The sequence below is a fragment of the Terriglobus sp. RCC_193 genome (genome assembly GCF_041355105.1).
Taxonomy (GTDB): Bacteria; Acidobacteriota; Terriglobia; order Terriglobales; family Acidobacteriaceae; genus Terriglobus.
The window spans coordinates 183,337-202,909 of sequence record NZ_JBFUPK010000001.1 but is presented as its reverse complement, the minus strand read 5'-3'; the positions used below and the strand labels follow the sequence as shown (position 1 = coordinate 202,909).

General features: G+C 57.2%; 14 protein-coding genes. 7 read left to right on the top strand and 7 right to left on the bottom strand.

The genetic code is table 11. The features are described from left to right. Positions 1-101: 101 nt before the first annotated feature. The 3 genes from AB6729_RS00860 to AB6729_RS00850 form a co-directional block, all read right to left on the bottom strand. Positions 102-2,135 (bottom strand): radical SAM protein, encoded by a 2,034-nt coding sequence (locus AB6729_RS00860; protein WP_371079672.1) that lies wholly within the window; start codon positions 2,133-2,135, stop codon positions 102-104. Positions 2,136-2,598: 463 nt separating this feature from the next. Continuing rightward, complete coding sequence (locus AB6729_RS00855; RefSeq protein ID WP_371079671.1) at positions 2,599-5,460, bottom strand: protein kinase; 2,862 nt, start codon at positions 5,458-5,460, stop codon at positions 2,599-2,601. Further along, on the bottom strand, positions 5,450-6,052 hold the full coding sequence (locus AB6729_RS00850) for a sigma-70 family RNA polymerase sigma factor (RefSeq protein ID WP_371079670.1): 603 nt from the start codon (positions 6,050-6,052) through the stop codon (positions 5,450-5,452). Before AB6729_RS00850 ends, AB6729_RS00855 begins: the two co-directional genes overlap by 11 nt. Before the next feature lie 537 nt (positions 6,053-6,589). On the opposite strand from AB6729_RS00850, the gene AB6729_RS00845 reads away from it, so the two are divergent. Together AB6729_RS00845 and AB6729_RS00840 are read left to right on the top strand one after the other, a co-directional pair. Then, a complete protein-coding gene (locus AB6729_RS00845) occupies positions 6,590-8,068 on the top strand; it encodes a sigma-54 interaction domain-containing protein (RefSeq protein ID WP_371079669.1) in 1,479 nt (492 codons plus the stop codon). Positions 8,069-8,398: 330 nt separating this feature from the next. Further along, positions 8,399-10,237 carry a phosphoenolpyruvate carboxykinase (GTP) gene (locus tag AB6729_RS00840; RefSeq protein WP_371079668.1) on the top strand — a complete coding sequence of 613 codons (1,839 nt, stop codon included), beginning with the start codon at positions 8,399-8,401 and terminating at the stop codon, positions 10,235-10,237. Positions 10,238-10,589: 352 nt separating this feature from the next. Here AB6729_RS00840 and AB6729_RS00835 read toward each other — a convergent pair whose 3' ends face one another. Further along, on the bottom strand, positions 10,590-11,861 hold the full coding sequence (locus AB6729_RS00835; protein WP_371079667.1) for an SLC13 family permease: 1,272 nt from the start codon (positions 11,859-11,861) through the stop codon (positions 10,590-10,592). Positions 11,862-11,936: 75 nt separating this feature from the next. Here AB6729_RS00835 and AB6729_RS00830 point away from each other — a divergent pair, with 75 nt between their 5' ends. Further along, a complete protein-coding gene (locus tag AB6729_RS00830) occupies positions 11,937-12,350 on the top strand; it encodes a cupin domain-containing protein (protein ID WP_371079666.1) in 414 nt (137 codons plus the stop codon). A 4-nt stretch (positions 12,351-12,354) separates the two neighbouring features. Further along, positions 12,355-13,428 carry a cytochrome-c peroxidase gene (locus AB6729_RS00825; RefSeq protein ID WP_371079665.1) on the top strand — a complete coding sequence of 358 codons (1,074 nt, stop codon included), beginning with the start codon at positions 12,355-12,357 and terminating at the stop codon, positions 13,426-13,428. Positions 13,429-13,721: 293 nt separating this feature from the next. Here the strand turns inward: AB6729_RS00825 and AB6729_RS00820 are convergent, their stop codons facing one another. Then, a complete protein-coding gene (locus tag AB6729_RS00820) occupies positions 13,722-13,898 on the bottom strand; it encodes a hypothetical protein (protein ID WP_371079664.1) in 177 nt (58 codons plus the stop codon). A gap of 53 nt (positions 13,899-13,951) precedes the next feature. Here AB6729_RS00820 and AB6729_RS00815 point away from each other — a divergent pair, with 53 nt between their 5' ends. From AB6729_RS00815 to AB6729_RS00805, 3 genes are all read left to right on the top strand, one after another. Then, positions 13,952-14,728 (top strand): carboxypeptidase regulatory-like domain-containing protein, encoded by a 777-nt coding sequence (locus AB6729_RS00815; RefSeq protein ID WP_371079663.1) that lies wholly within the window; start codon positions 13,952-13,954, stop codon positions 14,726-14,728. Positions 14,729-14,812: 84 nt separating this feature from the next. Continuing rightward, positions 14,813-15,775 carry a sugar phosphate isomerase/epimerase family protein gene (locus AB6729_RS00810; protein ID WP_371079662.1) on the top strand — a complete coding sequence of 321 codons (963 nt, stop codon included), beginning with the start codon at positions 14,813-14,815 and terminating at the stop codon, positions 15,773-15,775. Positions 15,776-16,097: 322 nt separating this feature from the next. After that, positions 16,098-16,514 carry a secondary thiamine-phosphate synthase enzyme YjbQ gene (locus tag AB6729_RS00805; RefSeq protein WP_371079661.1) on the top strand — a complete coding sequence of 139 codons (417 nt, stop codon included), beginning with the start codon at positions 16,098-16,100 and terminating at the stop codon, positions 16,512-16,514. A gap of 85 nt (positions 16,515-16,599) precedes the next feature. On the opposite strand, the gene AB6729_RS00800 is transcribed toward AB6729_RS00805, so the two are convergent. Beyond that, positions 16,600-18,456 (bottom strand): M20/M25/M40 family metallo-hydrolase, encoded by a 1,857-nt coding sequence (locus AB6729_RS00800; protein WP_371079660.1) that lies wholly within the window; start codon positions 18,454-18,456, stop codon positions 16,600-16,602. Between the two features lie 92 nt (positions 18,457-18,548). Next, the gene (locus AB6729_RS00795; protein ID WP_371079659.1) at positions 18,549-19,520 is read right to left on the bottom strand and encodes a cytochrome c; all 972 of its coding nucleotides are present in this window, start codon (positions 19,518-19,520) and stop codon (positions 18,549-18,551) included. Positions 19,521-19,573 lie beyond the last annotated feature (53 nt).

The following is a 19,573-nucleotide window of genomic DNA, read 5'->3' as shown; positions in this document are numbered from 1 at the left end:
GCTGTATGTTGGCAAGAATTTCCAGTGCCAAACTTTTTCTGACGTAAAGCTTGTTAGTGCGGCACTTTTGGCGTCATGGAACTACGGTTCAGCAGGCCGTGTCAGCCAGTGACCGTGCTGGTTACGATCCACCGATCCTCCAATAAGGAACTCTTCAGCGCCTGCGTTGCGCCTTCAATGGACTCTTCATCTGAAATTTCGAAGGCTCGTGCGACATAGCGTTGCAAATCAAAATGACTGCCCGTTATTCCCACACGGAGAGCATCGGAAAGAAACGGCGATATCTGCACTAAAGCAGACCGGCCCTCGAGACCTATTCGGGTCGCGTAGTAAGAGCCGTTGCACTCAAGATGCGATGAAGGATCTTCCGTGAGACTCCGGATGAGCGCATCAAGATCGAAGCCCAGGTCCAGTAACGTGACACCCGGCGCAAGATAAGAAGCTTCAGACGCTTTGTGTGGTAATGATGGAGCGAATGGCGCGCCAATGCCGGTGGCGCTTGAGAGATTGAGCGCTTCCTGAACTTGCACCAGCGCCATGACCACATCATTGCGGTCCGCAATGGATGTGCGAACGAATTCGAGAAAGTCCGATCGGCAGTTATAGCTGGCATAGTAGCGACGTAAGTCAGATTTTGTCATGGGACCACAATTTTGTGATCTCCATGCTTGCCATAACTCATGGAACTGCAAGATATCTTCCACCTGTGCAATCGCGCATAACATCCAACGGAAATGCTCCACGGCCATGCCCAGAAATTCACGCAGTTCAAACAGGATCTCCCTATCCAGAGAGGGAGTGGGAATCATATAAAAATTAGGAAAGATATCAGGATACGTTCGAATCAGGTCAAGGTCCTGTTCCGAGCTTCCGAGCCCCTGATGAGACATGTCTGAGCAGTGATCTTCCAGTACGAGCTCATCAGCATGATTTGTGTGAAGGGGCGTGCCAGCAAGTGGGGCGAGTAAGTTGATTTGCGGGTGCGACAGAGAACAACGGGCGGACTGCATGTAGATCTTCAGCGTGTCCTGAACATCACTCCATTGTTCTTCTGGAAAACCGGTGATGAGCGACGCTGTGGTACGAATCCCAAGTTGCTCGCAAACCCTGAGCATCTCCTGCGCGCGTGCCGGGTCAAGATCCTTATCGATGATGCGCTGCATGCGCACCGATCCAGATTCGATGCCGAAAAAAAGACCGCGGCATCCACTTGCACTCATTTGCTGCAGTAATTCTTTATCAACGCAATCGGTGCGAGCACTGCAATCCCACGTGAAATCTTCTCCTGAAGCCTGCATGGTTTCGCAGAATGCAACCACGCGCTTTCGATCCACCGTAAACATGTCGTGGACCAGTTCGAAGTGACGAATACCGTAGGTCGTAGCAATGGAACGCATCTCTTCCAGGACGCGATCTGGCGATCGAAGCCGGAAGCGCCTCCGAAAGAAATCATTCGTAGAACAAAATGTGCAGGAGAATGGGCATCCCCGACCAAGTTCAATCGACGCGGATTTCGCGCCATGCAGATAGCTGCTCAGGTGATAGGACGGAGCTGGCAGCGAGTCCAGGTCCTCAATCACAGGTGCGTTGGGAGTTCGCCGCACGATCTGTTGGTCGCGGAATGTCAGCCCGGGAACTCGTGAGAATTCATAGTCACCCTGTAATTCACGGAGCAGGATGGGAAGAGATTGTTCCGCTTCGCCTCGAAGAATGAAATCAACGAACGGAAAGCTGCCGATGACTTTCTCATCCACGACAGAGGCCTGCGGGCCACCGAACAGGATGGTCGCATAGGGCCGAATCTCTTTCACCGCCCGCGCAACTCTAAGGCTCAGTGGAAACGTGCTGCAGATGGAACTGAAGCCGTAGACATCTGCGTTGGCGCGCACGACCGTGTCGGCAAGATGATGAGCGAAGTCATCGATCCGATCCGTATCCACGGCACTGGCGAAGCGAAGGTACTCTGCGTTGACGTCAAAGACATGGGGACAATCTCCCTCTGCTTCAAGAATCGCCGCAACACTCAGAATGCCAAGTTGAGGCTGCAGCGCAGCTTGCTGCACTGCTCTGCTCGCAATCTCTTCCTGTGTTCGAAACTCAGTGATCGTTGGTGCCGTGACCAGCGCGAAGTGCATCGGTGTGTCTCCACTCCCCGAATGGGAATCGCGCTAAAACGGAGGGAATCCTTCTTGCTCAATACGCATTTCGAGCGCGTAAGTGGTGCCGCCACTTCCTGAACTTTTTTGGTCAACTGCTCTCTGGTTGGGCGAGCATATCTGCTTGAACGGAAGCTCTTTCGTTCGCAGTAATTCCTGAAGCTTCGCAAGAAAGATCCTGCCCTCTTCGGTATAAGGGATTTTCACTTCCAGGCATTGCTGTGTCACTATCGTCGGCGACGGCCCATGCGATCCAGCGGGTTGAGGTTTCGCGCTTTTCGCTGACACGGAACTAACCGTGGGCGACGATACTGAAGGAGCCTTTGTTACCTTGGGAGTTTTTTTCGCAGAGGGGGACGAACCAGGAACACGTGCCATGTTGCCTCGTTATCTTCTCGACCTTGCCCGGATTTGCCATTGAAGAAAGCCCGGGCCAGATCGGTTATGGATGATTTATCAGCTTTCCGAGTTGGATTGTAGAACTCTGTTCCCCAAGGTTCAAATAAATTGTGTCGCCTGCAACCGACATATTAAAAGCGCGAGGCAGGACATTATCGATAGAGGCTCGTTGCTTGTGGAAGTGTGCAACGTCAAAAGGAACACCAGGTGTTTTCGTCCTTTCGTCGAATGGCAGGCCATAAATACACATAAAGCCGTCGGTATTGGAAACATAAAAAATCGTCTTGCCATCTCCTGACCAGCGAGGGTGCCACGGTGTACCGGCACCGGTCGGAATAGAGATCCAGGTGCGGTCAGCCTCTCCTGTTTGTGGGTTCAGGTGAACTGCATACATCCGCTTACGATCACTTCGCGACTCGATAAACAGAAGAAGACTGTTCTCTGAAGACCAACTTACATCTCCAACGGATCGATCAGCGCCCTGCAAGATGACCTTTTGCGTGCCGCTGTCAGCATCCATGAGATTGACCGTGCCGAGTGCCTCATCACGAAAGAAGAACATCCTATCGTGTTGGAACCATCCCATCGGCTCCATGCAATTCACGCAGACTCGCTTCATGGTTTCACCAAGCTGTCCTGTATAGATTGCGCTCCTGCCGTCATTTTCGATTTGCCAGTAGGCAATCCTCCTCTGAGTGCCATCGATGATCGGTGACAACACAGGCGTCCCGGAATCAATCAATGTCATCTCTTTGCCAGTGCTCATATCTCGTAGCAGAATTTTCCGCTCTCTTTTTCGTCCCCTTTCATAGACAACAGCGCGGCCTCCTTCGGCTACAAAGGGAGTACCGTCCACGTCAGCGTCCTGCGTTATTTTCTCTAGCTCATGCTTCTGTCCCTTCGCTGCGCCAGTGATCCGCCAGATATGCAGAGCCCCTGACGTGCGCGTAAAAGCAATATCTCCTCCATTGGAAAGAGAAGGGTCGAGACTGCCTGCATTCTCTTGAAGCAGCCACCGCGTCTGATAGGTAGCTCGCCGTGTCTGCGGATCAAGCTTCAGAGACAGAATGCCTGGTCTGTGGGACTCGCCAACGGCGCTAAAAATCAGGTTTCCAGACGTCCAGACCGCGGAGTTCAATCTGCTGGGCAACAGTTTGGCACTGCGCAAAGTCTCGAACGCCTTCGTGGCATGTGGTACTTTCTCTGCGAGTTGAATGGTCCACCAATCGAAACATCCTTGGGCAGATTGCCCGACTCCGAGGCAGCCACCGAATAACACGAAACTTCCATCGGTATTCCACACAGGAAACCGCGCATCCACAAAATCCGGCGCAATCTGTTTCGGTGGTCCACCGGCAAGTGGCATCACGTAAATCTGTCCCGAGAGATTGCTCTGATCCGGGTCTCCGGTCCAATACAACAACCGTTGGCCATCCGGAGAGATCGCTGGATTTCTGCCGCGCGGTACCAGCAATTTGGCGCCCTCTGGATTCTGCACGCTTGCGATGTAGATGCCTCCTCCGTCACGTTCGGAACGATAGGCGACCATGCTGCCGTCGGACGAAAGACTTGGATCGCCGTCCCGTGATGCATCGCGCGTGATGCGCTTCAGTGGACCCGACGGCAACGCCTGGACGAAGATGTCGAGATTACCGCTCTCCGCCTGATCGGAGGAATACGCAACATACTTCCCATCGCGAGAGAGCGAGGGGCTCTCGGACTCATCGGTGTCGGGAGTGAGTTGCCTCACATCGCAGATTTGGCAGGGTTCCGTCTTCGGCGTGCGCACCGCACGCAGCAGGAATGCACCTCCGGCCATAACCAGCACAATCGCGGCAACTGCAAGTAAGCGCGGGTGCTTTCTCCAGCTGGATAACAGCAGTGCCTTCCGCACCGCAGCCATATCCTCGAACCGATCCTCCGGATTGCGCTGCATACAACGTCGAATGACTCCATCCCAGCGGGCCGGGTAACCTCGCTTCGCAGCTTTACTTCTGGCAGCTACTCCGATCGTTGTCGGCTGCGGAGGCGAACCGGTCATCATCTCGTACAGGACAACGCCCAGGGCATATTGATCCGCCAAGGGGCTCACCGGTCCCTGCCCCTCCTGTTCTGGCGCCATGTAACCGGGTGTGCCCATACCGCCCGCCACATCCACTGCGGCTTCTCCCGGCCGGATGCGGATTGATAGGCCGAAGTCCGTGATCACCGCACGGGTAAGCCCGTTTTCAGCGTCGACCAGAATCACATTGCCACTTTTGAAATCCCTGTGGGTAACCCCTTGCGCGTGCGCAGCTTCAATTCCTGAGAGCAGCTGTGATGCAACCAGTAACCCCAGCTCGGGGGCAAGCCGTCCATCCCGGCGGATTTTCTCCCGCAGCGTGGGGCCCCGGAGCAACTCCATACTCAGGAACCAGGTTGGCCCCTCGCCGGGTTCGTCATGCAGAAAGAGCTCGTGAACACGGCAGATATTGGGGTGGGAGATTTCGCGTGTGTGCCGCACCTCCTGCTTGAACTGCTCGATGACGTCAGCATGGACCGCGATATGGGGCAGGATGGTTTTTACGGCAACCTCCTGATTCAACTCACTGTCCCAGGCCTCATACACTTCTCCCATGCCGCCGGAATTGATGAATCGCCTGATCTCAAACCGCCGTGCCAGGACATCTCCCTCGCGGAAGCGTGGGAGACGATTCTCAGGTTGAAGGTAGGCATGGAGGTCACCCGCGGCGGCGTCAAGGAAATCGCCGGCGGAAGCGTCCGATTCCAACAGACGCAGCACTTCGGCTATAAGTTCCGGGTCTCCCGAGCACGACATTTCGACGATGGAGCGCTGCTGTGCTTCAGGAGCGTCCACCGCAAGATCAAAGACCTGCTTAACGCGTTCCCACCGCTCAGCATCCATAGGCCGTACTGCGTCTTGGCACCAGTTCTCCGTGCAACCACGCTCTTGCCACGGACCAGTCGCGTTTTGCGGTCCGAACGGAAATATCCAGCGCCTCTGCGATCTCTTCAAACGACAGACCGGCGAAAAAGCGCATCTCCACGACTTGGGCCTGTCGTTGATCGAAGGTCGCAAGTGCATCCAGGGCACTATTCAGAGCCAGGATGTCGATTGGCTGCGCTGACACCTGCAGTTGCGAAGTGAGTTCGACCTGTTGATGGCCGCCTGGCCGCTTGGCCGCTTTTGCGGATCGTGCGTGATCAACCAGCACACGGCGCATGATGTTGGATGCCAGGGCGAAGAAGTGGGTCTTGTTCTCGCAATCGAAATGGTCCAGGTTCAGAAGCTGTAAATAGGCCTCGTTGACCAGAACAGTCGGTTGAAGCGTGTGATTTGGACGCTCAAATCGCATCTTGCGCTCTGCAAGCGCATGAAGCTCACGGTAGACAAGCGGCATCAGGACGGAAGCAGCTTCCGAATCGCCTGCTCGGGCGCGCCGCAGCAACTGCGTCACGCGCTGTGGCTCAGAGATCGGATTGAGTGAATCCAACATGCGAAGTCCCCGGAAGTCACTTCAGTGTCGAATGGCCCGAGTATACCCGGAATTGTTCGGCGCCCTACAGCTGATATGTCAAAAAAGCATGGCACGATCTGTGCACGATTCGCGCATTAGTGAGTGAGGGGGAAAAAGGACCCTCAAGCGCTCACGGAGTCAGTCATGATTTTGCAGCCTTTTACCCGTCACCTTCGACGAGAAACAGTCCTTCAGGTAGGCCTTTTCGTACTGAAAATCTCGTTGTTTCTTCCGTTTTCTCTTCTCGCGCAGACGCGGGCCGCCGGATTCGCCACAATTCCAACTGCTCTTTCCGCCCCTTCCTCGGGGCAAACGTTCGACCAATATCCTGCCGACGTTGTGGCTGTTACCAACGCCTGCCCTGTTCACGAGTAACCGTTTCACCTGTTTCGCTGTGCATGTTCCACTGTGCTTTCTCTGCCATTGATCTCCCGGCTACCTTTCCATTGGGTAACAGGGTCTGCTTTGGTCTGAAGCGGTCATTTCCGCATAAAGGTCAGACCTAGGATTTTCACGATGCTGAAGACACGTACGGTAGTTATTGTTAGTTCTTCCACGCCTTTCCTCCATGCCTCGGTAGCTGCACTAACCTTTGAAGGCCATGAAACCGTTACCTTCGGAACACTTCCAGAGGGATTGGCTTTTGCCGAAACCAAGGCGCTGGACGCAGTTATTATTGACGTTTCTTCGCGCCCGCCACGCGACGAAGCTTCTCTCTCGAAACTGCTCCTTCTTGTCGGAAAAGACAGGATATGGATAACTCTGCCCCTGGGCATAAGCCCCTGGAAGGAAGATGCTGAGCGGTTAGGCATCAACCAGACGCTGAAGGCCCCCATCCAGACCTCACAACTTGAGGAGGTTCTGACCCGTCTTCAGGATCTGCCAGAAGTAGTCTCTTCGTCTCGATTCGAAGCGCCACGCAGGGCCACGCCGCAACACTTCCATATTGAAGACATCCCGAACAACCGGTACTTCCTGGCGGCCAGTCCGGCGATGCTGCACATCTATGAAAACGTCCGGCTTCTGGCGGCGGTGAATGTGCCCATACTCATCCTGGGTGAAAGCGGTGTCGGCAAGGACGTGATCGCCAATCTGCTGCATAAGCATTCGCTGCGTGCAGGCCAGCCGTTCTGCTCGGTCAACTGTGCGGCGTTACCGTCGGACTTGCTGGAGAGTGAACTGTTCGGCTACGAGGCTGGAGCGTTTACCGGTGCGATAAAAGCCAAGCCAGGAAAGTTTGAACAGGCTGACAAGGGCACGATTCTGCTGGACGAGATCGGCGAGATGAGTGCAGCAATGCAGGCAAAACTGTTGCATGTGCTGCAGGATGGCCGGTATTCCCGCCTTGGTGCCAGAAGCGTCTCCACTGCCGACGTCCGTGTGATTGCGGCGACGAACATCAACATCGAGAGTGCAATCGCGGACAAGCTTTTCCGCGAAGATTTGTACTACCGCATCAATGCTTTCACAATCGAGGTGCCACCGCTTCGAGAGCGCCGGGAAGAAATCCCATACCTGGTGGAAGAGATGATCAAGCGGCAGTCGGCTGCGCTACATCAGGAACCCGTCTATGTCTCGCCTCACATGATGTCTGTACTGCAGGAATATCAATGGCCGGGCAATCTGCGCGAACTTGGAAACGCCGTAACGCGCATGCAGGTCTTAAAGGGACATGAGTCGTCAATCGCAGACATCGAAAGCAAGGTACTTGGCAGACCCTCAGGGATCCATGCATGTTCCGGCGATGCACCGAAACAAGCAGCCAACGTGAATGAGATGCGGTCGATCGTTCGGGACTTCAAGGATCAGACAGAGAGCCGCCTGATTCAACGGGCTTTGGAGGAAGCGCGGTGGAATCGGCGCCAGGCGGCACTGGCATTGCGCATCAGTTACCGCACGCTTCTCTACAAGATTGACCAATACCGCCTGAAAGACGCACGCACTCCCTTGCGTATGAGCTCTGCGCAGGATCGAGATTTCACGGCACACGCGTAAGAGCGCCATCTTTTCGATACGCACTTGATTCTGAGCATCAAGTCACCCCTCATGAGAACTTTCACTCTGAGCAATGTCGCTTCGCGTAATCGGCAGAGCGATACGTTGGATCGCCTGAAACTTTCGCGAAGCATCGCAGGCCGCAACGGCATGGAACAGTAAGCTCTGCGTGAAACCACAATGCATACCCATCCCTTTTCCGATATCCGACAGGTGCAATTTCGCACGCCTGTGCGATTACCGCCGCACATATTTTGCCCGATTTACCTCAGGGAGGACAATGATGACCGGCGTGTCAACGTGTATCGCAGGCGCTCCGGAGGCCTTTGGATGGCATCAGTTCCCAGCAACACTCCCCCTACAACAAACCGGCACCTCATCAAGTGGGTGGAGAAAACAGCAGACCTCTGCCAGCCCGACCGCATTCACTGGCTCGACGGCTCCGATGCAGAGAACGAACATCTCTGCAACGAACTCGTCGATGCCGGAACCTTCACCCGCCTCGACCCGGTAAAGTGGCCCGGCTGCTTCTACGCACGCTCCTCGCCGAACGATGTGGCCCGCGTGGAAGACCGCACCTTCATCTGCTCGCTCTCGAAGGACGCCGCCGGCCCCACCAATAACTGGGAAGATCCCTTCGTCATGCGCCGCAAACTGAAGACCCTCTTCAAGGGCTGCATGAAGGGCCGCACCATGTACGTCATGCCCTTCAGCATGGGCCCCGTCGGCTCGCCCATGAGCCAGATCGGCGTGCAACTCACTGACTCCGCATACGCCGTGGTGAACATGCGCATCATGGCCCGCATCGGCCTGCCGGTCTACGCGGAAATCGACAAGGATTACAGGCGCGTCGTTCCCTGCGTCCACTCTGTCGGCGCACCACTCGCACCGGACCAGCAGGATGTCCCCTGGCCGCAGAACGACACCAAGTACATCGTCCACTACCCTGAAACCCGCGAGATCTGGAGCTATGGCTCCGGCTACGGCGGCAACGCATTGCTCGGCAAGAAGTGCTTCGCCCTACGCATCGCCTCTGCCATCGGTCGCGATGAAGGCTGGATGGCCGAACACATGCTCATCGTCGGCGTCGAATCACCCGCCGATGAAAATGGCGAAACCGAAAAGACCTACGTGGCCGCAGCCTTCCCGTCAGCATGTGGCAAAACCAACTTCGCCATGCTCATTCCACCCGCAGGCTTCGACGGCTGGAAGGTATGGACGGTCGGCGACGACATTGCATGGATCAAGCCCGACGCCACCGGCCAGCTTCGCGCCATCAATCCTGAGACAGGTTTCTTCGGCGTAGCCCCCGGCACCAGCGACAAGACCAATCACAATGCCATGGCCACGCTGCGCAAAAACAGCATCTTCACCAACGTCGCACTCGTAACAAAGAACGGCGTACCCAACGGCGACATCTGGTGGGAGGGTATGACAGACAAGCCACCCGCCGAAGCGCTCGACTGGCGCGGTGAACCGTGGACGCCTGCGTCAAAGACACCCGCAGCGCATCCCAATGGCCGCTTCACCGCACCCGCATCGCAGTGCCCCACCATTGACCCCGACTGGGAAAACCCCGAAGGCGTGCCGCTCAACGCCATCATCTTCGGCGGTCGCCGCGCCACCACCATGCCGCTTGTCTACCAGGCTTTTAACTGGTCCAGCGGCGTCTATGTCGGCGCCACGATGGGTAGCGAACAGACTGCCGCAGCCGGTGGCGCAGTGGGCATCGTCCGCCGAGACCCTATGGCCATGCTGCCCTTCTGCGGCTACCACATGGGCGACTACTTCCGTCACTGGCTCAAGATGCAGCGCGAACTCACCAGCACACCACGCATCTTCCACGTGAACTGGTTCCGCAAAGATGAGAACGGCAAATTCCTGTGGCCCGGCTACGGCGAAAACATGCGCGTACTCAAGTGGATCGTCGACCGCGTACGAGGCCGCGTGCGCGGCCAGGAAACGCCCATCGGCTGGATTCCCAAGTACAACGACATCAACTGGAACGGCCTCGACTTCCCCGAAGACAAGTTCAACGAACTGGAGAACGTCGACCGCGCCACATGGAAACGCGAAGTCATGGGCCACGAGGAAGTCTTCCTCCTCCTCCACGACCACCTACCGCCAGAAATGATCTACGAGCGCGAACTGCTCATCTGCCGACTTTAGCTTTTGGCTGTTAGCTCTTAGCCTTTAGCTTTTGGTGGGTGCCCCACGTCTCGCTTCTGAGACGTGGGATCATCAGACATAAACCAGGTGCCCCAGGTTCGCGAAGCTAACCTGGGGCATCGCATATTAGTGCGATCAAACGGCCAAAGGCCGTCATTCTGAGCGCAGCGAAGAATCCCAACGCAGCTTCACGCAACGAAAACGCTCAATCCTTCGAGCCACAAATCAAAGCCAGCTTCGCCTTGCGAAGCTCATACGGCCAAGGGCCGTCATCCTGAACGAAGCGAAGCGTAGCTGAAGGACCTGCATTCCTCTCAATCCTCTACAACGTCTCAGGAAAACGAAGAAAGCTTCATCCCCCGAGGGAATGCACCAACAACAACCCACACACCGCGGCCACCATCGCCACAGGCATGGCAATCGCACCAGCCTTCAGAAAATCCCATGCGCTCACATGCATGCCTTCCTTACGAATCGCCAGCAACCAGAGGATCGTAGCCAGCGATCCGGTAACAGAAAAATTCGGCCCCAGGTCCACGCCAATCAATACCGCATGCGATAGAACACCCTGCACCTGCGCCGTCTGCATGGTGGCTCCCGCAATCAAGCCCAGCGGAAGATTGTTGATGATGTTGTTCCCCACACCCACCACAAAGCTCACCACAAAAGCGCCAGCTACCACAGGCAGATGCGTAGCCCATCGCATCGCCGCCACGGCATAGTCCAGCGCGCCAATCGCCTCCACCGCACGCACCATCACAAACAGCGCAGCCACCAGTAGCAGCGTCGTCCAACTGATCTCCTTCAGCATCGGCAGCGGACTCTTCTTCGCAATCAACGACACCGCTGCCACCACAACACATGCCGCAACGCACGTCGGCAAACCAAGCTGCCATCCCAGCCCCGACGCCACCAGCAACACCGCAATCACCAGCAGCAATCCAGCCAACACCACCTTGGCGTTCCATGCCAACAAAACGGTTTTCGGCTCATGCGCAATGCCATCGCGAAGATCGTCGCGAAAATACCAGCGCAACACAAAATAAGTCGCCGCAATCGACAACACCGAAGGCACACCAAACGAAGCCAGCCACTGACCCAGCGGCGGCATGTGCGCACCAAACACCACCAGGTTCGCGGGATTCGAAATCGGCAACACAAACGACGCTGCATTCGCAATCATGGCGCACGCAAACAGGTAAGGCAGCGGCGGCACCTTCGCCTTCTTCACCGCGGCCAGCACCGCAGGCGTCAACACCACGGCAGTTGCGTCGTTACTCATGCAGATGGTCACAACCGTACCTACGCCATACATCAGCGCAAACAGCCGCGACCGCTTCCCATGCGCACCCAGCACCGCGTGCGTCGAAAGCCACCCGAACACGCCATTGTCCTTCGCCAGTTCGCTCAGCAACATCATGCCGATCAGGAACAGATACACATCGCTGCCTTCAGCAACGGCCTTGCCCGCCGTCTTCAGCGGCACCAGCCGCAGCACCACCAGCAGCAGCGCACCCGGCCCCACCCACCAAACCTCCGGCAGGTTCTTAGGCCGCACCAGCATCAGCAAAATGCTCGCCGCAACAATCGCAATCAGCAGTCCATGGGATAACTCAACCGGCATCTGTCACACTCTGACGTCTTTCCTCTCTCCGCAGTTGCGAAAGCGCACAGCTATACTGGCCACCCGGAGCAAATCATGAGCGAAGCCGCCATCACGCACATTGAAACCATAACCGACGCGCCACTTCTCGCCGACGGTGTCATCACCTGTGAAAGCCTTCCAGCCGTGGGAGCAGCGCCCGGCACTGCGGCATACGTGCACTACAACGGCCCCACCGGCCACCTCAGCACGCTCTGCACCGGCATGTGCGTGCTTGATCCCGGCGCCTCGCCTCATCCGCCGCATCGTCATCCGGAAGAAGAGACCATGATCGTCGCCACCGGCACCGGCATCATCGAAGTTGACGGCGTCACAACACAGGTTGGCCCGGGAGCCATTGCGTACTGCGCCGCCAACACGCTCCACGGCATCACCAACACCGGCAGTACACCCATGACGTTCTATTTCTCGAAGTGGCTTGCCAAAGGTGTCGAGGCACAAAGCGTCTAACTACATGATGGATCCGCAAAAGCATTCTCGCGTTCTCCTCTGCCTCGCCGTGCTGCTTCTTTCTGCGGGCTGCAAGAAGGAGGAGGTCAGCGCGCGCCCCATCGGCGCAGAAGTTCATATCCAGCCGCTGCTCGGCCTGCCGCCTGTTCCCATCCCGAAGAACAACCCGCCCACCGCCGACACCATTGCCCTTGGCCGCCGCCTCTTCTACGACAGGCGCGTCAGCGTAGACAACACACTCTCCTGCGCCAGTTGCCATGATCCACGCGATTACTTCACCGACGGCAAGAACGTCAGTACCGGCGTACGCGGCGCACTCGGCACACGCAACGCGCCCACCATTCTCAACGCCGCATATCTCCCCTTCCAGTTCTGGGATGGCCGTGCCATCACGCTCGAAGAACAAGCCGCCTTCCCCATCGCCAATCCAGTGGAGATGAGCCAGCCTCACGCCGCCGACGTCAGCAAGCTCGGCGACGACCCCGCATATCGTGCACTCTTCAAGAAAGCATTCGGCTCAGAAGACGTGAACATCGCACGCGTTGAAGCAGCACTCGCCAGCTTTGAACGCACCGCGCTCACCGGCAACTCGCCCTTCGATCAATACCAGTTCGGCGGCAACAAAAACGCGCTGACACCAGCGCAGCTTCGCGGCTACGCCGTCTTCCTCAATCCCAACGGCGGCAACTGCGCCTCCTGCCACACCATCAGCCCGCAGGGCGCACTCTTCACCGACGGCAAGTTCCACAACACCGGCGAAGGCGTAGACGACGAAGGCGACTTCAGCGACGTCGGTCGCTTCCACGAAACCAAAATCGCCACCGACAAGGGCGCGTTCAAAACGCCCACACTACGCAACGTCGCAAAAACCGCACCATACATGCACAACGGTCGCCTGAAGACACTGAAAGAAGTCATCGACTTCTACGCAGGCCAGGGCAACAGCAACCAATACCTGGACCCCGAGATGAAAAAGATCCACATGAGCGGCCAGGACCGCACCGACCTCCTCGAATTCCTCAACGCCCTCACTGGCGACGTGGCCCCCAACCTCGGTCCACCACCGAGTAACAAGTAACTCCGGAATACTCCAGGTTCGCGAACAAGTAATTCCGGGTGCCCCAGGTTCGCGAAGCTAACCTGGGCATCGCGCAACTTTCGAGACAGTACGAAGCACCTCGATCATACGAACGAAGTTCGTCCAGCGAAGCTCATACGGCCAAAGGCCGTCATTCTGAGCAAAGCGAAGAATCCCAATACACTTCATCGCGCCAATACCGCCCACCTCTTCCAGCCACAAACCCAAAACCAAGCTTCGCGAAAGCGAAGCTCTTACGGCCAAAGGCCGTCATCCTGAGCGAAGCGAAACTCCTACGGCCAAAGGCCGTCATTCTGAGCAAAGCGAAGAATCCCAACACTCTTCATCGCGCCAATACCGCCCATCTCTTCCAGCCACAAACCCAAAACCAGCTTCGCGAAAGCGAAGCTCATACGGCCGAAGACCGTCATCCTGAGCGAAGCCGAAGGACCGGCATTCTTCTCCGCCAACTACAATCCTCAAGGAAAGCAAAAGCGTCTGAACCACCGAGGGAACAAACGCAATGAACCGCAAGCTCTGTACCGCCGCATTCCTCCTGCTCGCCATCACCGGTTGCAAACAATCGCAAAGCACCGCTGATACCTCTGCCGCCACCAAGCCGCCCGAACCCACATATTTCAAAGTGGACACCGCCACCGCAGGCACCGTCACCGGTACCGTCAAGTACGAAGGCGCAAAGCCAAAGCCAAAACTCATCGACATGAGCAGCGACCCCGCCTGCGCCAAGGCCCACAAGGGCGGCAAGGTCGAAGACGCATCCCTGCTCGTCGATAAAAAGGGCGACCTCGCCAATGCCTTCGTCTACATCTCCAAAGGCCTCGAAGGCAAAGCCTTCGCCACACCCACTGACTCGGTAACCATCGACCAGTCCGGCTGCTGGTTCGAACCCCGCGTCCTCGGTCTGCAAACGGGCCAGACGCTCGACATCGTCAACTCTGACCCCGTCACGCACAACATCCATCCCATGCCGCATGACAACCGCGAGTGGAACCATTCGCAGGGCCCCGGCGATCCGCCCATGCACCGCAAATTCACCAAGGCAGAAGTCATGATCCCGGTCAAATGCAACATCCACGACTGGATGCACGCCTTCATCGGCGTGGTCGATCACCCCTACTTCGCAGTCACCGGCGACGACGGCACATTCAAACTGCCGAACCTGCCGCCCGGCACCTACACCGTCACCGCATGGCATGAAAACATGGAGCCCGTCGAAACCACGGTCACCATCGCGCCCAGCCGCAAGGCCGAAGCGAACCTCACTTTTCACGCAAAGTAACGCCTTGCTCTTGCCCCACACCCCGCCAAACGTCTACAGTTGGCGGGGTCAACGCATTATCAATAACGCTGGAGTCTACAAGCCATGAGCAACATCACACGCAGAGTCTTCCTTGGACGCGCAGGCAGCCTTGCCGCCGTCACCGCTATGGCCGCCGCCATGCCACGCTTTGCTTCGGCAACACCGCTCGGCCTGCCCATCGGCATCCAGCTTTATGTGGTGAACGCTGACCTGGGCAAGGATGCGGAAGCCACCATCAAGCAGCTTGCCACCATTGGCTACAAGGAAGTGGAAACCGCCGGCTTCGGCTCCGCGAAGACCGCCGCCGCCCTGCGCAAAATTTTCGACGACAACGGCATCAAGTGTCCCAGCGCACATCTGCAGTTCGACATGAACAACCTCAACAAGGCATTCGACGACGCGCATACGCTCGGTTGCACCTACGCCACGTCATCCGTGCCCAAGCAGATTCTTGCCTCCTCCATGCCGGACATGAGCAGCATGTCACAGGATGACCGTCGCGCCGCCATGGCCAAGATCATGCGCACCATGCTCGCACCCATGACACCGGACGAGTTCAAGGCACTCGCCGAAGCCATGAACAAGGTTGGCGCCGCAGCCAAGACCAGCGGTCTGCGCTTCGCCGCGCACAACCACACGATGGAATTCGCAGACGACAACGGCAAGCCCGGTTATGACTATCTGATCTCGAACACCGACAAGGACAAGGTTTTCTTCGAGATCGATTGCGGATGGATCACCGTCGCAGGCCACAAACCCTCCGAGTACATCAACCGTTATCCGGGTCGCATCCGCATGCTGCACATCAAGGACTTCCTCGCCATCGAACCCGGCGCCGCCACCGGCCCCAACGCACCCAAGGGTGCAGAGATCGGCACCGGCGTCGTGAACTACAAGGAAATCTTCGCCACCGTAAAGGGCAAGGGCATCGAGCACATCTTCGTGGAACAGGAAGGCCCCTACAGCCGCATGCCCGCCATGCAGGCCGCCGAAGTCGACTACAAGTATCTCAACTCGCTGAAGTAACTTGTATCGCAGTATCACTCAGAAAGGACGGGCTTCGGCCCGTCCTTTTTATGCCTTGCTTCCTAAGCAAAGCTCCTACGATTCGAAAATCGTCATCCTTGTATCTCAGCGAAGCTCGTACGGCCAAAGGCCGTCATCCTGAGCGAAGTCGAAGGACCTGCATTCTTCTGTGCCCTCTGCAATGCACCAGGACACTCAAAGCATTCTCCACGAACGGAATCGGCCCCATGCAGTACCTGAAACTGATTAGGAACGCGAACTAACTTTCCGCCACCTCGAACGCATCTCGTAACAGAGATATCCTTAAAGCAGAGGCAGGCGCTTGAAGCAATCCATACATAAACTCGAAATCACAACCCGAGGCCAGGGCCTCTACGAATTCACCTCGAACGTCGAGGCATGGATCAGAAACCAGCAGATGCAAACCGGCCTTCTCACCGTCTTCTGCCGTCATACTTCCGCTTCGCTGCTGATCCAGGAAAACGCAGACCCCAGCGTGCGCCGCGATCTCAAGTCCTACTTCAGCCGCATCGCCCCGGAGAACGGCCCCTACGAACACACGGACGAAGGCCCCGACGACATGCCCGCGCATCTGAAGACCGCCTTAACCCAGGTGCAACTCTCCATACCAATGGCCAACGGCAATCTCGTCTTAGGCACCTGGCAAGGCATCTATCTCTTCGAACACCGCACGCATCCGCACTGGCGCGAGATCGTCCTCCACCTCATCGGCGAATAACTTCGCCAACACCAGACACGAAAGCCGAAAGCAAAGAGGCCAGCCGATGTCCGGCTGGCCTCTTTGCTTTGGTTAGGAATGAAAACTACTTCCAGGAAACCGGAGCAGCTTCTTTCGGTTGCACTGCAGTGCAAGCACTCGGACGTTCCGGAGCCTTCGCCCCTTCCGGCAGCATGAACTCCTCCACCGGCGTGCGTGGCAGCGTGCTCTTCCTGGCAGCAATCACACGGGCATTCGGCACAGGAGGCGCAGGCATTGTCGCAGCCGAGCAACGCGGCACCATCTGGTCTGCATTCGCCAGCGAATACAGCGTCAGCGCTTCTTCCACTGCGGCCTCACGCATGTCCGGCTCATAAATGCGTTCGTACGTATCAAAGCTGGTGTGATGCGTGTAGGTGTTGTAGTCAAACGGGTCCTGGCTATAGCCAACACCCGGCAAACCCGCATTGTTGAATGAAGTGCTGTCCGTACCGCCGGTCTGTCGGCCAACCGTTGGGCTCGCGTGATAGAAACCCCAGTCCTTAAAGTTGTCCATCGCACTCTGCACCATCGCCGCAGCCTCCGGCGGGCCAAATACGCTTGCAGCGCGCGGCTTACCCGTACCGTCATCCAGGTTCAGATACGCATCCAGCTTGTACCACTCCGGCTTCGGATTTTCCGCACTGCCAAAGTGCTGCGCCACATACGCCAACGAACCATATAGACCCTGCTCTTCACCGCTCCACAGCGCCACGCGGATCGTACGGCGATGCGGAAGGTTAAGCACCTTAATCAATCGCAGAGCTTCCACAGCCACCGTGCTTCCGGCAGCATTATCCGTAGCGCCCGTAGCTGGGTTCCACGAATCAAAGTGACCACCCGCCATCACCACTTCGTCGCTCTTGTCCGTACCCGGCAACTCGCCGACCACGTTGTAAACAGTCTTACCCGCGGGATAAAACTCGTTCTTGATATTCAGGCGGACCGTCACCGGAATGTGGTCGATCTTCGTCGTGCGATAGATGCGGCCATAGTCCTCATTACCCATCACAACAGTCGGCAGATTCGGGCTATCCGGGTTCTCGTTATAACCAGCAGTCGACTGCTGCAGCACAATGCCATACGCACGGCCCGAGTCCTTCACCTCAGCCAGCGCGCCGTTTGCAATCAGAAACTTGTTCACTTGCCCCGTGACCTCTGCCAGCGTCAGGCCCTCTGTCTTCGGTGGCGTTTGCGGCGTGGGGAATCCACCACGGCGACCAGCCTGCTGCTCCCATGTCTCATCCGGGCGACGCAGCGTTGCCGGAGCAAAGTTCTCCGGCACTTCAATATGCGGTCCGTAGAAAATGACTGAACCCTTCACCTTGTCCTTGATGGAAGCAAGATAGGCATCCAGTTCCGCCTGCGTTACCGGCTTATGCTCTTCCGGCTTGGCCGCAGGCATCGGCGCAGCAGAGGTTCCCGCCTGCTCCATCGCCTTCAACTCCTCCGGCGAAGGCCCGCCACCACGTCCAAATCCACCGCCACGACCAAGAGCCACAGGAGGTGGCAGCGGCGGCTCCACCACCAGCACCTTACCCTCAACCATGCCCTTCGTTCCCGGCGTCCACGATACCGCACGCACATTCAGCGGCTGCTGGAACGGAGCGATAACATTTGCCACCGTCTCATAGTTCTGCCATCCCGCATGGTTGAAGTTCCACGGCTCCAGGTGAACATTCTGAAAACCCCACGCCTTCATCTGCTTCACGGCAAAGTCCTGCGCAGCCTTCAATCCCGGCGAACCCGTCAGCCGAGGACCGTACACATCGGTAACCTCGTGCAGCCACCACATCAACTGCGAATCCTTCGTCTCCTGCGCGCGCAACTGCGTGTTCACGTCAGAAACAGCGGGTGCCTGCGCCATTGCCGGTACAACAGCCAGGCAACTGGCAGCGAGCATACGAACCAGAAATCTGGCCATGCGTTACTCCTTGTGGGCCTTGGCCCAACTGTGATGCGATGTATGGAAGATTTCATCCTACCATCGGATATCCGCAGCCAATCAAGCAGATTTCAGGGCCGAAGCGATGCCAGGTATCCCGTTATCGCCACCATCTGCGGCAACGTCATCCCCTGCACCACCGGCTTCATCATCACGGCATGTTTTCCGTTGCGCGCGCCCGTCTGAAAATCAATCAACTGCCGTGTCATCTGGCTCGGTGACCTGCCTGCGATCGACGGCACATCGCCCACACCACGCAGATCCTTCCCATGACAGGCAACGCAAGTCTGCGTCAGTGCTTTTCCCTTTTTCAACGAACCCACCGGCACATACGCCACAAATCCCAAGTGAGGATTGCGCAACTCCGTCTGCTCCAGGTCCTCCGGCACTTCCAGCACACGATCGCCAATCGGCTCTGTCTTCGCAGCATCGGCAACCACCATCATCAACGCACCCACCTTCGTCACTGGCACACGATCCGTCTCCACCACGCGGATCCACTTCACCGGCTTCAACGAAGCGAAGTAGTCCACACCGGCCTCAATCTCCTCCGGCGTGGCATGTTGCACCGTCAGAATCATGTGTTCCGTCGATCCAAAACGAGGCTCCGACGACTTCCGCAAACCATCACGAAAGTCCGCCATCTGCTCCATCATGTAGCCCTTCGGCAGCCCGGCCACGCTCATGTTTTCGGGCCGTCCCATGCCCGTCGGCAGATGGCAATGCCCACACGCATTTACACCCGGCGCACGCCCCACCGCCACCACCTGTGGCATCGCCGGATGCTCCTGCGGAAACCAGTCCGGCACCAGAAACAGGCTCGGAATCTCTTTATCCGTATACGAAGCCGAACTGCCGGGAACATGCTTCACTTCACCGGCAGGCCGCACTCCGGGCGCAGAAGACGTACCGGGCGGCAACAACGGCCACGCCCACACCGGCAGCGATTCACCCGCATTCTTCTGCGCATGAACACGAAGAGACAAAGGCAGCAGAGAACCCGCAACCACACTGGCAACAGCAAACCATGCAATGGATTTCACCGCAGCATTCTTGCACGACGACAGCACAATCCAACACGCCGCATAACGCCGCA

Excerpts from the sequence above, each read along its gene's own strand:
- AB6729_RS00810 (WP_371079662.1), top strand. The coding sequence starts at position 14,813 with ATGAGCAACATCACACGCAGAGTCTTCCTTGGACGCGCAGGCAGCCTT.
- AB6729_RS00800 (WP_371079660.1), bottom strand. The coding sequence starts at position 18,456 with ATGGCCAGATTTCTGGTTCGTATGCTCGCTGCCAGTTGCCTGGCTGTT.
- AB6729_RS00845 (WP_371079669.1), top strand. The coding sequence starts at position 6,590 with ATGCTGAAGACACGTACGGTAGTTATTGTTAGTTCTTCCACGCCTTTC.
- AB6729_RS00815 (WP_371079663.1), top strand. The coding sequence starts at position 13,952 with ATGAACCGCAAGCTCTGTACCGCCGCATTCCTCCTGCTCGCCATCACC.
- AB6729_RS00840 (WP_371079668.1), top strand. The coding sequence starts at position 8,399 with ATGGCATCAGTTCCCAGCAACACTCCCCCTACAACAAACCGGCACCTC.
- AB6729_RS00825 (WP_371079665.1), top strand. The coding sequence starts at position 12,355 with ATGATGGATCCGCAAAAGCATTCTCGCGTTCTCCTCTGCCTCGCCGTG.
- AB6729_RS00830 (WP_371079666.1), top strand. The coding sequence starts at position 11,937 with ATGAGCGAAGCCGCCATCACGCACATTGAAACCATAACCGACGCGCCA.
- AB6729_RS00835 (WP_371079667.1), bottom strand. The coding sequence starts at position 11,861 with ATGCCGGTTGAGTTATCCCATGGACTGCTGATTGCGATTGTTGCGGCG.
- AB6729_RS00860 (WP_371079672.1), bottom strand. The coding sequence starts at position 2,135 with ATGCACTTCGCGCTGGTCACGGCACCAACGATCACTGAGTTTCGAACA.
- AB6729_RS00850 (WP_371079670.1), bottom strand. The coding sequence starts at position 6,052 with ATGTTGGATTCACTCAATCCGATCTCTGAGCCACAGCGCGTGACGCAG.
- AB6729_RS00855 (WP_371079671.1), bottom strand. The coding sequence starts at position 5,460 with ATGGATGCTGAGCGGTGGGAACGCGTTAAGCAGGTCTTTGATCTTGCG.